General features: G+C 59.1%; 13 protein-coding genes. 4 read left to right on the plus strand and 9 right to left on the minus strand.

Annotated features, from left to right (window positions below; genetic code table 11):
- Positions 1 to 192 precede the first annotated feature (192 nt).
- Positions 193 to 2,031 carry a sensor domain-containing phosphodiesterase gene (locus tag SSPSH_RS13790; protein WP_161627839.1) on the plus strand — a complete coding sequence of 613 codons (1,839 nt, stop codon included), beginning with the start codon at positions 193 to 195 and terminating at the stop codon, positions 2,029 to 2,031.
- 33 nt (positions 2,032 to 2,064) lie between these two features.
- On the opposite strand, the gene SSPSH_RS13795 is transcribed toward SSPSH_RS13790, so the two are convergent.
- The gene (locus tag SSPSH_RS13795; RefSeq protein WP_006912421.1) at positions 2,065 to 2,535 is read right to left on the minus strand and encodes a DUF6918 family protein; all 471 of its coding nucleotides are present in this window, start codon (positions 2,533 to 2,535) and stop codon (positions 2,065 to 2,067) included.
- Positions 2,536 to 2,716: 181 nt separating this feature from the next.
- Positions 2,717 to 3,649, minus strand: coding sequence for a ring-cleaving dioxygenase (locus tag SSPSH_RS13800; protein WP_006912422.1), 933 nt, complete (start codon positions 3,647 to 3,649; stop codon positions 2,717 to 2,719).
- A gap of 151 nt (positions 3,650 to 3,800) precedes the next feature.
- Between SSPSH_RS13800 and SSPSH_RS13805 the strand changes: the two genes are divergently transcribed.
- Positions 3,801 to 4,382, plus strand: coding sequence for a DUF2452 domain-containing protein (locus SSPSH_RS13805; RefSeq protein WP_021031804.1), 582 nt, complete (start codon positions 3,801 to 3,803; stop codon positions 4,380 to 4,382).
- A 95-nt stretch (positions 4,383 to 4,477) separates the two neighbouring features.
- On the opposite strand, the gene SSPSH_RS13810 is transcribed toward SSPSH_RS13805, so the two are convergent.
- Positions 4,478 to 5,560 carry a GGDEF domain-containing protein gene (locus SSPSH_RS13810; RefSeq protein ID WP_021031805.1) on the minus strand — a complete coding sequence of 361 codons (1,083 nt, stop codon included), beginning with the start codon at positions 5,558 to 5,560 and terminating at the stop codon, positions 4,478 to 4,480.
- Positions 5,561 to 5,961: 401 nt separating this feature from the next.
- Here SSPSH_RS13810 and SSPSH_RS18060 point away from each other — a divergent pair, with 401 nt between their 5' ends.
- The gene (locus SSPSH_RS18060) at positions 5,962 to 6,300 is read left to right on the plus strand and encodes a glycine zipper domain-containing protein (RefSeq protein ID WP_051339875.1); all 339 of its coding nucleotides are present in this window, start codon (positions 5,962 to 5,964) and stop codon (positions 6,298 to 6,300) included.
- 138 nt (positions 6,301 to 6,438) lie between these two features.
- Here SSPSH_RS18060 and SSPSH_RS13820 read toward each other — a convergent pair whose 3' ends face one another.
- Both SSPSH_RS13820 and SSPSH_RS19005 read right to left on the minus strand, forming a co-directional pair.
- The gene (locus SSPSH_RS13820; protein ID WP_006912426.1) at positions 6,439 to 8,388 is read right to left on the minus strand and encodes a sensor domain-containing diguanylate cyclase; all 1,950 of its coding nucleotides are present in this window, start codon (positions 8,386 to 8,388) and stop codon (positions 6,439 to 6,441) included.
- Positions 8,385 to 9,005, minus strand: coding sequence for a heme oxygenase-like domain-containing protein (locus SSPSH_RS19005; RefSeq protein WP_021031806.1), 621 nt, complete (start codon positions 9,003 to 9,005; stop codon positions 8,385 to 8,387). Before SSPSH_RS19005 ends, SSPSH_RS13820 begins: the two co-directional genes overlap by 4 nt.
- Before the next feature lie 743 nt (positions 9,006 to 9,748).
- Between SSPSH_RS19005 and SSPSH_RS13835 the strand changes: the two genes are divergently transcribed.
- Entirely contained in the window at positions 9,749 to 10,021 is a 273-nt protein-coding gene (locus SSPSH_RS13835; protein ID WP_006912429.1) for a DUF4235 domain-containing protein, read from the plus strand.
- Positions 10,022 to 10,052: 31 nt separating this feature from the next.
- Here SSPSH_RS13835 and SSPSH_RS13840 read toward each other — a convergent pair whose 3' ends face one another.
- From SSPSH_RS13840 to SSPSH_RS18865, 4 genes are all read right to left on the minus strand, one after another.
- Complete coding sequence (locus SSPSH_RS13840) at positions 10,053 to 10,745, minus strand: uracil-DNA glycosylase family protein (protein ID WP_006912430.1); 693 nt, start codon at positions 10,743 to 10,745, stop codon at positions 10,053 to 10,055.
- A 40-nt stretch (positions 10,746 to 10,785) separates the two neighbouring features.
- Positions 10,786 to 11,517, minus strand: a complete 732-nt coding sequence (locus SSPSH_RS13845; protein ID WP_006912432.1) for an SURF1 family protein — start codon at positions 11,515 to 11,517, stop codon at positions 10,786 to 10,788.
- A gap of 382 nt (positions 11,518 to 11,899) precedes the next feature.
- Positions 11,900 to 12,955, minus strand: a complete 1,056-nt coding sequence (locus SSPSH_RS13850) for a 3-deoxy-7-phosphoheptulonate synthase (RefSeq protein ID WP_006912433.1) — start codon at positions 12,953 to 12,955, stop codon at positions 11,900 to 11,902.
- Entirely contained in the window at positions 12,930 to 13,079 is a 150-nt protein-coding gene (locus tag SSPSH_RS18865; RefSeq protein WP_006912434.1) for a hypothetical protein, read from the minus strand. The genes SSPSH_RS13850 and SSPSH_RS18865 overlap by 26 nt, the downstream gene beginning before the upstream one ends.
- Positions 13,080 to 13,365: the final 286 nt, after the last annotated feature.

The raw sequence follows: 13,365 nt of genomic DNA on the forward strand, positions 1-13,365 counted from the left end.
CAGATTCTTGCGCTGCTATTCGTCGACGCTGCCACACAGGAATCTTGCCCAATATGCGTCAGCGTCCTTAAGTCGCCAGCGCATAAGCCGATCACTACCCATTAGAGCTGCGTATAAAACGCCATTTCAAAGCGGTATTGCGCTGCTGCTTTACCCGCGGGAATGCCCACGTCCCGCAAACGTGAAGATCACATGACGAATCCGCGCCATCAAATCGACCACGAAACCGAACGCCTCGCGGCACTACGCCGCTCGACATTGCTCCACGAAGCCGATGATCCGATTTTCGACCAGGTAAGCGAACTGGCGACGCGGCTTCTGGATTCGCCCATCGGCTGTGTAACGGTAGTCGACGCGCAGTATCAGTGGTTCAAAGCATCCACTCGCGGTAGCGGTTTTCGTATCGAACGCGAGCAGTCCTTCTGTACGCATACCATCGCGTCTGACGATGTATTGGTCGTTCCCGACATGCATTGTGATGCGCGCTTTACTGACAATCCGTTCGTTACGGGCGAACCATTCGTACGCTTCTATGCGGGCGCCCCGCTTGTTTTCGATGGCAAAAATCTCGGTTCCCTATGCGTGCTGGATACGAAACCGCGATCGGATTTCGGCGAGACGGAAAAGGCGGTACTCAAGGAACTGGCCGATTTCCTTGGAAACTGGCTGGAAGCATTAAACAACCCCGCCTATCGCGATCCGAGCACGGGCATTTGCACGCGCCAGCGCATGCTCACGGTGCTCAAGCACGAACTGACCCAGCCGCCAGCACCCAACACCATGCAGGTTCGGTTGATCGGCATTGTTGATATCACCGTGCCCAAACAGATGCACGAACTGACCCAGGTGATGGGCCACGATCAGACAGAACGGTTTATCGTCGAATGCATCGACCGCCTATCGGACAAGATCGGCGCCGGACGCGAGCTGTATCGCCTCGGCCTGTATCGCTTCGGTTTTTTCATGACCGAACAGGTCGGCATTGGCATACAACGCAAACTGGATGCCCTGGTGCACTCATTGCACGAGCCATTCGATTCCCGTGTCGGCCTGCTGCTCCAGCCTAGCGCCAAACTGGGCGTAACCATCCTGCGCGAACACGACAACGACAGTGCAGAAGAGATTCTGCGCCAAGCCTCCGTGGCCGCCGACGATGCCTGGGAACATAGCCGTCGCTGGACGTTCTACAAACAGCAAAGCGATGCCTCGCGCCAGCGCAAACTGCAGCTGCTGACCGAGCTGCCGGCGGCACTGACCTCGAACGACCAGCTCTATCTTCTTTTTCAGCCACAGGTCGATCTGGCGACGCACACCTGTGGCAGTGTCGAAGCACTGCTTCGCTGGCAGCATCCGACGCTCGGTTTCGTATCGCCTATCGAACTGATCGACGCAGCAGAGAGGACTGCGCTCATACAGCCGTTGACCAACTGGGTGCTGGATGCGGCGATTGCGCAGTGTGCGACCTGGCGCAAAGCCGGCCTGAATCTGCGCGTAGCCGTCAACCTGTCCGCTTACGATCTGGCCGATGACAATATTGTGGGGCGCGTATCACAGCGGCTGCGTACCCACGACCTGCCGGGCGAAAATCTTGAGCTCGAGTTCACCGAAAGCACGCTGATCCGCGATCTAGACGCGACGCTGCCCAAACTGCGTCAACTGCATATGCTCGGCGTATCCACCGCGATCGACGATTTCGGTACCGGCTACTGCAACCTCTCCTATTTACAAAAACTCAGCGCCAGCAAGATCAAGATCGATCGCCGCTTTGTTCAGAATCTGGAACGCGATCCGCGGAGTCAAACACTTACACGCGCTATCGTGAATCTCGCCCACGATCTGGGCTACGAACTCGTCGCTGAAGGCATCGAAAACGAAAATACGCTGGCACTGATGTCGAATTGGGGCTGCGAACAGGCACAAGGCTACCTATTCAGCCGGCCGCTTACGCCGGAACATTTGACGACCTGGATCAAAAACGGCGGCGCCTCGCAAGCTCTGGCACGACACGTCGCCGATCGACCCGACGTCTAAACGCCGACGCCGGAGTTGCACGCGGTCAGGTCCTTAACCCGCGATGGCACGACTACGGTGACGGTCGATGATACGTGCCAATTGGGGCACCACCGCCCGGATTTCGGTAAGCGCTCGACCGCGAACCCGTGCATAAGCCGACCGTATCGGCCGGCTACCGATACTCTCGGCACGCCGGTCGGCCACCTGCAGCACCGCCTCGGCCACGCGCTCGTCGCGGGCTGCCAGATAGTCGGCAAAGCTGGCGCCTTCGGTCGCCTTGAATTCGGCGTGGCAGGGCTCGAGTTCGGCCAGGAAATCGGGCATGAGTTCACGTACGGTGCGGTCGACGATCGACGGCTTGATCTTTTTTACCATACTCACCGCGGTACGAACGGTCATGCCCTTGCGGTGGACTTCGGATTCCACCAGCGCATCGCAGTCCGTAACCAGCGCATCAAAATAGGGCGGCGCCAGAAGCAGGTCGGCCAGCGTGGCGTCGTCTTCGAGCGTGACATCGTTCATGCGGCTATCCATGTGAGAAATCGAACAAACACCGGCCACTCTAGATAAGGTCAGCCGGCAAGACTACCCGTGCATATGCTGCACTGCGTCTGCCCTGATGACCTCAGATTGACCGGCCGGCACTTACGCGCGCCTGAACCGTTGCGGTACAGGTTCAGCGGAACATTCTTGACCGGCCGAGCTAGAGTTCGAACAGCGCTTGTTCGATCAATGCGCGTCGCTTTTCGTACTTCGGCGGCAACTTGAGCGACGTACCCAGCGCCTCAACCGGCTCATCGATAGTGAAACCGGGCCCATCGGTTGCGATTTCGAATAACACGCCAGCCGGCTCGCGAAAATAGACCGACCGGAAATATTGTCGATCGATGGTTGGTGTGACTTGCAGTCCGTGCTCCATAAGACGTTCACGCAACGCGTTTTCATGCGCATCGTCATTGGCCCGAAATGCGACATGATGAACGCTGCCCACACCCTGGCGCGCCGAAGCCAGATCCGGATCGACGCGCAGGTCGACGATCGAACCGAGCGTGTTGCCGACGTCCGCGATGAAGCGTACTCGATCACTATCGTGACCGCCCTGCTGAAAACCCAGCACCTGCTCAAGAACGGCTGCACTCGGCGCCAGCTCCGCGATCCAGAGGGTCACGCCGTGAAACCCGCGAATCGCGTACGCGCTATCCACCGATGCACCCCGCCGGCCGGGAATGGCGGCCGCCCAATCGCTCGCGACAAGCGCCAGCGAATTGCCGTGAGGACCGGTGAAACAAAGCGCCTCTTCGTTGAAGCGAGTGATGCGTTGCGTATCGACCCCGTGGGTAGCGAGATGCGCTTGCCAGAAATCGAGCGTATCGGTTGGCACCGCAAACGCGATTTCGGTTGCTGCACCCAAGCCATGCTGACCACGGGGCGCCCCCGAGAACGCGAAGAACGTCAGCGCGCTCCCGGGCGTGCCGACCTCATCGCCGTAGTACAGATGATAGGTTCCCGGATCGTCGAAATTGACGGTCTTCTTGACCAGGCGCAAACCCAGTACATCCACGAAAAAGCGTCGATTTTCGGCCGGATCGCCACAGATTGCAGTTATATGGTGCAAACCCGCACTGGGTGCCGTCATAAGAAAATCCTCACTGCATAGCGGTTTCGACATATCGTATAGCCGATGTGCGGTCGGCACAGACCTATTGCAAATTTTGCCCTAAGCCGGCTAACACCGTGGGTCGATATACCTAAAATGGATGCCGATCGTTTTTTTACCGGTTCGAATCATGGCTAAGAATCCCAACCCGCAGGGCAAGGGTGGCTCGCTGGTGTTGAATACCCTCGATGCCCATCGCGCCCTGCCCGTGACACTGCCGCCGAAACAGATCGACCAGATCAGTGCAGAGCTGTTCACGTCGTTATTCGTGCTGGAGAGCAAGTTCCGGTTCAAGCCGGTGCCCGGCCAGTCCTATTTTCTCTACCGGCGCCCGGCGTCGGGCTACTGGCTGGCTTTAACGCCGCCGCGCATGATGGGCGAAAGCGTCGCCGGACAGTTCATCGGTATCTGTGTGCTACGTAGCGACATGACCTGGACACTGAACCTCAGCGAGAGCGCTGCGAACGACGCCGATTTTCTCGACGAACTCGATCAGAAAAAACGCGCTTTCGATCATCGATTGCAGTCGGCAGAGCAGATCGACGATCTTCTGCCTGTCTACGAGCGGGGTTTCGATTTCTATCGCCGCGCGTCGGCATTCGCACTGGCCTACTCTCTTTCCCGATCAATGAAGCGCTCAGGTATCAGTGGGTTGTCCTATGACAGCGCTCGCGGCCTGCTTGCCGACGATTCCGCCCGCAAAGACTCGTGAATGATTTGACCACGACAACCGAGCTTGCTCGAGGCGCAACGACGTGCCAGCTCAGACCCGGCAAACTGCTGTTCATAGCCTTCCATCCGCCTCGATCAGGCAACCACGCAATCGCGCCCGCGTGTTTTGGCCTCGTATAAGCGCGTATCCGCTACGCGCAACAGTCGATCCAGGTCGATGCCGTCGACGCCGATCTCGGCAATACCAATACTCGTGCTCAAACTGATCTCATGTCCTCTGTGCACGCATCGCTGCATGCGCACCTGGCGACACAGATCCTCTGCCGCCTTGATCGCCTGAGCGCGGTCGGTATCGACCAGAACGACACAGAATTCTTCGCCCCCGATACGGCAAGCCATATCGCTCGGGCGCAATCGCGCACGCATGACCTGCGCCACGAACCGTAGTACCGCATCGCCCGCGTCATGGCCGTAGCGATCATTGACATCCTTGAAGTGATCCAGGTCCAACATCAGGAGCGCCATCGGCGTGCTGTGGCGTTCGTAGCGCGACAAGCCGGCTTCGAACACTTCCCGCAAACGCGCGCGATTCGGCAAACCGGTCAACGGATCGGTCAACGCCATCATCCGCAGACGGGATTCGGCGTGTTCGCGGCTGGCTTCATACACATGCGAAAAGCCGAAGATACAGATCGAGACCAGCACCACATTGGCCACCGACCGAAGCTCCGTATAGCCCTGTTCGAACCCGTACTGAGAAAAAAAGATCACCCCCGAGGCGCTCAGAAAGACGCCAGCGAACCACGCCCCCAGCCACCGCCCCAACAGCAGGTACGACAGAATCGGGATCAATAACACCCAAGCGAACACGGTCGGCACGACCTTGGCCGTAGTCAACGCATACATCATCACCGCGAAGAACGCCAACAAAAAGACGACGATCCAAAGCTGCAGTCGTTGGGTACGTGACACGATCGGCAGAAGCCCCAGGGCGAATACCGACATGACGATCTCGATCGCCATTAGTCCATAGTCGGCTTGGCGATAGTTCAACACGGCGAACAGCACGCCGAAAACAGCCGTAAAAGTCAGCAGAAATTGCATAATCGGCCGGCGATACGGCGCTTCCGGCATCGATTCATCATACACAGAGAGCTTCGATACAGGCCGGTCTTGTAGCCAGTAACCCGGTCGGCTTTTTGTCTTCTTAGCTTTCATGCGATGACCTGCCGCGAACCGTATGCACCCAATGGGCGCGCCCTATACAAGCCCATCCTTTGTATAACTGTGACGGTGTAAACACACGCGCCGTTTTACCGATTGCCGCGCAGCCCGACTTGCGTGTGCAGCAGATACTGCGTTGCCTGACGAAGGGTTCGGACGCTCGCAGAACATCCGCTCGCGATGAGAATTGAGACGAGCCGACCCGGCATGCTCTGCGGCGACTGCCATATTCGTGATCACTGACTATATCGGCCATTCGCACACGACCGAGAGCCTGGCCGCCGTAAGAAACCGCCCACCCAACAAGGGCATCTACAAGCTCGAACGCCTTGGTTTGCACTCGCACGCAAACAGTTCAGAAGCAGTTCAGCAACCAATCGTTAAATACGTACTGAATGATTAGAACAAAGCTGGAGATCATTATGAACATGTCGCTACACAAATCCCTGATCGCGGCCACGATGCTGGTGGCCCTGTCGAGCGCACCGGCTATGGCCTGGGACAACAACACGCTATCCGCCGCGCTTGGCGGTGGTGTCGGCGGCGCACTGGGTGCCGCTATCGGCAACGAGATCGGCGGCAATACGGGCGCCCTTGTTGGCGGCGCCTTAGGCGCTGCCGGCGGTACGATGATCACCAACCGCAATAATCGCGATGACGACTACCGTTACCACGATCGCGATTATCGACGGCGCGCCCACGAATACGGTCGCTTCAACGGCTATCGCTACTGAACCGGCATGCAAAGCAAGGTACAAGCGATCAATGCCGTCCTCGGGCGGCATTTCATACCGCGCTGCTAATCAGTCACTCAAAAGCAAAACGGCACACGATTGGGCCGGTGCGAAAGCAACCAAACTACAAACCTCGCTCTATGCGCGTCGACGCTGGCCGGCCTTGGCCAGATACAGTGCCCGGTCGGCATATTCGCTGAGCGCGGTCGCATGCTGTGCGTCAGTCGGAAAAATGGCGGTACCCATACTTGCCGAAACCTGGAGTCCATGCTCACCAAACATGACCGGCTCGCCGATCGCTTCGACCATACGCGCCGCCTGCGCCGAGGCGTCTCCATCGTCTGCGACATGCCATTCGATGATCGCGAACTCGTCGCCCCCAAGCCGGGCGACCAGATCCTCGCGCCGTGCCAACGCTTTCATTCGTTCTGCAATGCTTTTCAGCAATTCATCGCCGGCCACATGACCATAGGTATCGTTAATCGGTTTGAAGCGGTCAAGATCGAGCATATGCAACGCGAAGCGCTCGCCAGTGCGCTGGCAATGACTCATACGATCAGCCATGCCCTGTTCGAACGCGTAGCGGTTGGCCAGTCCGGTCAGCGGATCCAGATAGGCCAATTCCTTATGGCGCGCGGCCTGGCGATATTCGGCAAGCGCCGCACGTAATTCCTCGGCAATTTCCAGGGTTGCATCAGCCCAACGCTTGGCGCGGTATCGCACGTTCTGTGACCAGGCAGCAAAGGAACTGCGTGGCGTGAGTGCCGGCGACGGCGCGGCATCGGGGTCGGCCTGCTTCCCTGCCCAGGTAATCTTTTGTATCTCCTCCTTGCGCACTGCCAGCAGTTCGCAATTCGGACTGATATACATGTTCAAAACGCCGGCCGCGTAGCGGCAAACACTGTCGTTTTGCCGTAGCTCTATCGGCAGTACATCGAAATGCGGACGATCGTTCTCGATCAGCCAGGCGTCCAATACGGCGAGCCCCGCCGGGTTCGGCAGATCACCCTGGCAATGTTCTTCGTTGCCCCACCGTAAACGTATTCCGTCCGCTTCCAGTAAGTCTTGTAATGCCGCAAGCTGACCTACGAGAAGCTGCTTGGGTTGTTCGGCCGCGGGGTCGAGGGCGCGGCTCATGACAGCGAGTCGTTCGCGCAGTATCGAACGTAACGATTCCAACTCGAGTCGACATATGTTGGTGAGATGCAAACAGGCGACCCGCGCCATTTCCTCGAACGCCAGTCGCTCTATCGAGTTCAATGCCTTACCCGCGTAGTCATGGCAAGTCACGAGCCCCCAGAGCACACCGTCGACGAGTAGCGACACGCTGAACGAACCGCGGATTCCCATGTTGCGCAAATACTGGATATGCACCGGATGCACGGCGCGCAGCATGGAGAAAGTCAGGTCCAATGGCTCGTGAACGTCTGGCGTCGCATAGAGTTCGACGTTTTCGCTTTCGGTATCCGCAATGATGCGTTGCCAGTTGAGCGTATAAAGCCGGCGCGCATTCTCGGGAATATCGTGTGCGGGAAAACGCAGGCCAAGAAAACCCTCGATACCGGGTTTGCAGCACTGGTCAATGACCTCGCCGTCCCAATCCTCGAGAAAACGATAGACCATCACCCGGTCATAGCCAGTGCACTCAGCGATCGTCGATGTCAGTACGCCGGCCACGTCCTTCGGCGTATGCGCGCGCGACAACTTCGCAATGAAATCGATACGTGCGGCCTCATCCCACCATGTCGGCGCCGCGCATGCAGCTGGTTCGAACTCGAGCACGTAATGCCGGCCCCGCTGGTGCGCTACGGCGGTCACCGGCGCAGCCAGTTCGACCTGACCGATACGATTTCCAGCCGAGCTTTGAGCCAAGCGTTCGAGCGCAGCCCAGGAGTGGCCGAACACATCGACCGCGGCACGCCCCAGAACCGCGTCCGGGGTATGGCCGAGCCACTCGGCAATATTGGCCGAACAATACTCAACCCGCCCCGAATCGATACACACGCCGACAAGCGCCCCGAGCGGTTGGAGCGCGCCAATCAAATGCAGTGCACCCTGCTTGCAATCGGCAACGACCGCTGGGTTCATACCGCCCTCTCCGCAGGCATATGCAGCTCGCGCGAGAACAATTCGAATGTAGAGCGCGCCGCGCGTGCAGCCTGAGCCGTTTCGATACGCGTATCGAGGCCTGCCAACGCTTTGCACAGACATCGCCATTCGGCGGTCGATACAAACGCGGTCCACCAGAAACTCGGCCGGTGTGCCACAACTGTCGCGGCGGGTGAGCGCGCAAGCGAGGCCGCAATCACACGATGGCCAAACTGGGCGCCGTCGACAACGTACCGTACACCGAGATAGGCGGCCGCACTATCGAGCCTTGGACCATCGCCGGCATTAGAACCACACCCCTGCCCCCAACGGTACAACTCCTCGATTAAAAACGGTGAGCGCTGACGATACGGGCCGACATCCCACTGTCGCCAGTGTTCAGCGCCGACGAGTTGGCGGTCTAGCGTTCCATAGATACGCATCAGCGGGCCGAGCGCTGCCCGATAGTCCTCGACTGTACAATCTCGATCGGCCAGTCGCGCCAATGGCGTATCGCGCTCGATCGCCGCGTGCAAACGCTGTGTACTCCGACGTACGAACCCGAGCGGGTCAAGCGTCGCTGTGGGACAACACTCGGCTAAATTACGAACCTGCATGACTTGAGGCACCCTTCAGTCCGATACTGTAGCATGCCGTGCTATATGCAGCCCAAATGACAGATTCGCTATCGCGTATGGCTCCTCGGCGGCACGCCAGACAGCGTAACGAAATAAAAGCACCCCAATAATATACGCCCCTAGAACAAAAGCGCACAATTGTTTACTAGAACAATCTATCCTCCGACCACACTATCGCCAGGCCACTTCGCCGACAGACTGGAAGGCAATACCCTCGCAACCGCTAGTCGAATAACCGGCAAACAGCTATCCGCGCTCCGTCACAGCGCTGTCCGCTGCGGTGACAGTCGTGCTCGGCAGTTCGGCAGTCGATTGATCGTTTGAATAGGACCAGGTGCCCAGAACCAGAATCGCGCTGGCGAGGGCCAGACAACCCAACGACGCATTGCGCCCCACCCGAGTGTAGCTGTGCCGCTCGTTAAATCCTCGGCAAGCGAAAACCGCCGCAGCGACGACACAGATCGCCAACGGCAGCCAGACGAACGGGGAAGCACACGCCCCATAGAGCAATGCTTGTACGTATTCAAGATCGCTCGCTATACGCGCCCACTGTGTTTCAGTCATATCGTTGCCGATCGGAAATTCGAATTACAGCCTTAATATCGGCCGCCTGATCGCCACCTTGAAGTGACTGCGGCATATCGGTCGCTCATCAATTCGGCATCTGCGATACGATCGGGCATGGCTTTGAACGTTCGGCCCCAGCGCCGACACCAACTATCATGAATCGAGAACGCACTCTCTGGCTGGCCCTGGGCGCCGGCACGGCGATTGGCGCCGGCATTCTGGCCCGTCGCAGCGCGGCGTCGGCTTGGCGATATACCCTTGCCGAAGAACCGCCGATCAATATCGAGGATCAGGACCCGGGCTGGCCGCGAATTCTTGCCTGGGCTGCGGTCAGCGGTTTTTGCGTCGCTTTCGCACGGGTGGTCGGTCGCGGCGTGGCCAGTCGGGCCTGGCAACGCAGTCTGGGCCGGCGACCACCGGGCTATTGACCCCGGCCCGGTGCCATGGCGGCGCTAGGGTCTAAAACCGCAAAGTGTCGATGCGGACATCGAGTTGCTCGAGCCGCTGGCGAAGTAAATCGGGAAAACGCTTGTACCAGGTCGCATTCAGCGGCGACGGATGCGGCAATGGCCGGATATCAAACGTGGCCGTCTGACCGTTCGGCGCACTCAGCTCGATCTCGATCGCGGACTCGAAACGGTCATCGCGCTTCCAGAACGACTCGATGCGCGCACGTTCGTCTTTCGACTGACCGATACCGAACCATAGAAACGCTTCGCGCCCGAGCGTGATCAACGAACGCCCCTGCCACTGCTCGACGAGCAGCGAAATCATGGTCGGTTGAAAACGCCGTTTGGTCTTCATCGACCACGCCTTATTGCCGATGGGTTTGTAAGGCACGGTGTTAATCCAGAAAAAATCCTGCCCGAGTGCCCGCGACGTTTCGAAATCCGGCAGGTCGTCGCCGTGCAAATGGCGATAGATCGTCTTGCGCACAAGCTGGCCGCCAGCACCGATGAACGGCTCGCCGTATTTGACTTCGTCGGTGCCCGGGTCGCGGCCGAAAAAGCCGATACGAGTGTTGGTATCGCCAAGGCCGATGATCGGTTCCAGTGGGTCCTTGTCGAAACGTGCATACACCGGACGATCAATACCGTCGGTCTCGCTGGCGAGATCGCGCAGCGTTTGCCGTTGTTCACAGCTCAAGGACATACAAGACGCTCGAAAGGAATAAAAGCAGCCGGTGAGCCTATCAGCGCCGGCGCAGATTCACGACCACGAAAATGATTCCCGCGACTACGGCCATCAGAAACCACTGCGACGCATAGGCATAGTGTCCGAACGGGCGCAGACCGACCGTGTCCTTTTCGTCGGCCCAGTCGCGTACGAAGCCATCGGGCGCCTCAGGGTCGAGCAGGAGCAGGCCATTGAGTACCGGCCCGTCATACTGACAACGCACATCATCGATTTCGGGATAACTCAGCACACGCGGCCAGCCTGTTTTGCCACAAGCCGAGGCGGCGCCCCAGTTGAGCGCCGGCGAAGGCAGGCGATGCCAAGTGCCCTGCACCGTGACGTGCCCGCCGGGCACCGGCGGATCGGGTACGTCTGTGTGTGCGTTCGACCGCTCGATCCAACCTCGATCCACCATGACGCGTGTGCCGTCATCGAGACGCAGCGCAGTCCACACGCGATAACCCACCTGTGACGCATAGGTCTGATCGGCCAGCAGAATCTGCTGATCGGGGTCAAAACGCCCGCTTGCGTAATATTTTTGGCCGTAAACCAGCGCGTCGTCATCATCGCGGGTTTCAATCGCGGCGGGCGCGGCCGCACGCGCTGACTGCTGGGCCGTCACCAGGCGTTGCTTGTAATGCGCCCGTTCGATCTGCCAGGCGCCCAAGGCAGAGAATATGACCGCGCCAAGGCAAAACAGCAGCACGCCCCACCACGGCGGCGAAAATCGATACGGGCCGAAATCCATAGCATCAAAGCCTTTCGTGCAGGGCCACAGTATAGATCCCACGCATCATCGAGATGAGAACGGCTCAAGCTACGTGTCGGAGCGGCCGTTAATTTCGGCAAGGCCCGCATGACGCGGTGCTGTATTTGCACGCCTCGATAGAGGCAGGAATACCATCATGCCTACACGCAAAAAACCCGCCCCCTCGCCCGCTGCTCACGCCCCGCTAAAGAGCCGCACGCCGTCTTCAGAGCGCTCTGTGGCAGGCGAAACGAAGCCGCGCAACTGGTCTGTGCGATTGCTCGATCTCGATTATTCCTGATCGCGTATGCCACGGCAGCGCAGCGAAAACCGCTGCGCCAGCCGCTGTAATACGATGGATTCGGCAGTCGATACGCTTTCGTCAGCCGGCTGCCAGCTGACGCAACAACTGCTCGGTCGGCGCCCAACCCAGACAGGCGTCGGTCACCGAAACGCCGTAGCGCATGTTCGGTCCGAGCGACTGCTTGCCGGTCTCCAGATGGCTTTCGAGCATTACGCCGGCGATCGTGCTCGTATCAACACGGCGCTGGGCGATCACCTGATCAGCGACCTGCGGTTGACGTAGCGGGTCCTTGCCGCTGTTCGCATGGCTGCAATCGACGATCAGACGGGATGCGATACCCGCAGTGCGCAGAGCCTTCGCGGCCACGGCTACGCTGTTTGTGTCGTAGTTGGGGCCGGCGCGCCCGCCACGGAGAATCAAATGCGTATCCGGATTGCCGTTGGTCACCACGAGCGCGGCTTCGCCCGTTGCGCTCATGCCGAAATGGCTATGTGGCCGCGAAGCGGCCTGGATCGCATCGAGTGCGGCACCCAGTTCGCCATCGGTGCCATTTTTGAAACCAACGGGCATATCCAGACCACTGACCAGTTCGCGATGGGTCTGGGATTCCGTGGTACGCGCACCGATCGCGGCCCAGCTAAGAGTGTCTTCGAGATAGTTTGCAGCGGCCGGACTGAGGACTTCGGTCGCAATCGGCAATCCGAGTTCAGCCAGTTGGATGAGTAGGCGGCGCGATACACGCAGGCCGGCTTCGAGATCGTTGCTCTCATCCAGATGCGGGTCGTGCAGCAGGCCTTTCCAGCCCACCGTCGTACGCGGCTTTTCGACATAAGCGCGCATTACGATCAACAACCGGTCGCCCAACGCGTCTGCGAGCGCGGCGAGCCGACGGCCGTAGTCGAGCGCCGCCTCGGGATCATGCAATGAACAAGGACCGGTGATGACCAGAAGGCGGTCGTCGTTCCCGGAAAGCACCGCACGAATCGCAGCACGGTGTTCTTGAATCTGGGCAGCGAGCGGGGCCGATACCGGCAATGCCTTGCGAAGCGCGGCAGGCGTGCTCAACCGAAACGCCCGGCGCGCGTGCGAGGACGTATCGAGGTCTTGATTAACGGTGGCAACAGAGGCGGTCATGAGTCGTTCCTTGAGATTCCGGCGCGCACGGGTCGCGCAAAGACATTGATTGATCGAGAAGCGGTTCGGCGGCGTTGGCGCCGTCGATAAACAGCCAGTTGCCGTAGCGATAGTCGTAATACATGTGTGGCTCCTTGCGATGAGAAACTCGAATGAGGGCCCTTGAACGAAAAAACCCCCGGTTGGGTCGCCAACCGGGGGTTTGAAAACTCTTCGGCAGGCGTCCCGTTATCGGGCGCCTGTCCGGGTGGATCAGACGCCGTGGCGGCTAAACCAATACCCGTAGAAATAAATCGAGGCCGCGCGCGCTTTCGCGCCGCGTTCAATCGATATGCTGTTTTTCTGTGATGACCGCATAAGTCGAAGACCTCGTTTGTCGACCAAGAGCCTACCCCGTCGTGCGGCCAAGC

The organism is Salinisphaera shabanensis E1L3A, from assembly GCF_000215955.2.
Taxonomy (GTDB): domain Bacteria; phylum Pseudomonadota; class Gammaproteobacteria; order Nevskiales; family Salinisphaeraceae; genus Salinisphaera; species Salinisphaera shabanensis.

What these genes read in the sequence shown, in the direction of transcription:
- SSPSH_RS13795 (WP_006912421.1), bottom strand. Translation starts at nt 2,535, where the DNA reads ATGAACGATGTCACGCTCGAAGACGACGCCACGCTGGCCGACCTGCTT.
- SSPSH_RS13835 (WP_006912429.1), top strand. Translation starts at nt 9,749, where the DNA reads ATGAATCGAGAACGCACTCTCTGGCTGGCCCTGGGCGCCGGCACGGCG.
- SSPSH_RS13850 (WP_006912433.1), bottom strand. Translation starts at nt 12,955, where the DNA reads ATGACCGCCTCTGTTGCCACCGTTAATCAAGACCTCGATACGTCCTCG.
- SSPSH_RS13845 (WP_006912432.1), bottom strand. Translation starts at nt 11,517, where the DNA reads ATGGATTTCGGCCCGTATCGATTTTCGCCGCCGTGGTGGGGCGTGCTG.
- SSPSH_RS13820 (WP_006912426.1), bottom strand. Translation starts at nt 8,388, where the DNA reads ATGAACCCAGCGGTCGTTGCCGATTGCAAGCAGGGTGCACTGCATTTG.
- SSPSH_RS18060 (WP_051339875.1), top strand. Translation starts at nt 5,962, where the DNA reads ATGATTAGAACAAAGCTGGAGATCATTATGAACATGTCGCTACACAAA.
- SSPSH_RS13790 (WP_161627839.1), top strand. Translation starts at nt 193, where the DNA reads ATGACGAATCCGCGCCATCAAATCGACCACGAAACCGAACGCCTCGCG.
- SSPSH_RS13800 (WP_006912422.1), bottom strand. Translation starts at nt 3,649, where the DNA reads ATGACGGCACCCAGTGCGGGTTTGCACCATATAACTGCAATCTGTGGC.
- SSPSH_RS13840 (WP_006912430.1), bottom strand. Translation starts at nt 10,745, where the DNA reads ATGTCCTTGAGCTGTGAACAACGGCAAACGCTGCGCGATCTCGCCAGC.
- SSPSH_RS18865 (WP_006912434.1), bottom strand. Translation starts at nt 13,079, where the DNA reads ATGTATTACGACTATCGCTACGGCAACTGGCTGTTTATCGACGGCGCC.
- SSPSH_RS13805 (WP_021031804.1), top strand. Translation starts at nt 3,801, where the DNA reads ATGGCTAAGAATCCCAACCCGCAGGGCAAGGGTGGCTCGCTGGTGTTG.
- SSPSH_RS13810 (WP_021031805.1), bottom strand. Translation starts at nt 5,560, where the DNA reads ATGAAAGCTAAGAAGACAAAAAGCCGACCGGGTTACTGGCTACAAGAC.
- SSPSH_RS19005 (WP_021031806.1), bottom strand. Translation starts at nt 9,005, where the DNA reads ATGCAGGTTCGTAATTTAGCCGAGTGTTGTCCCACAGCGACGCTTGAC.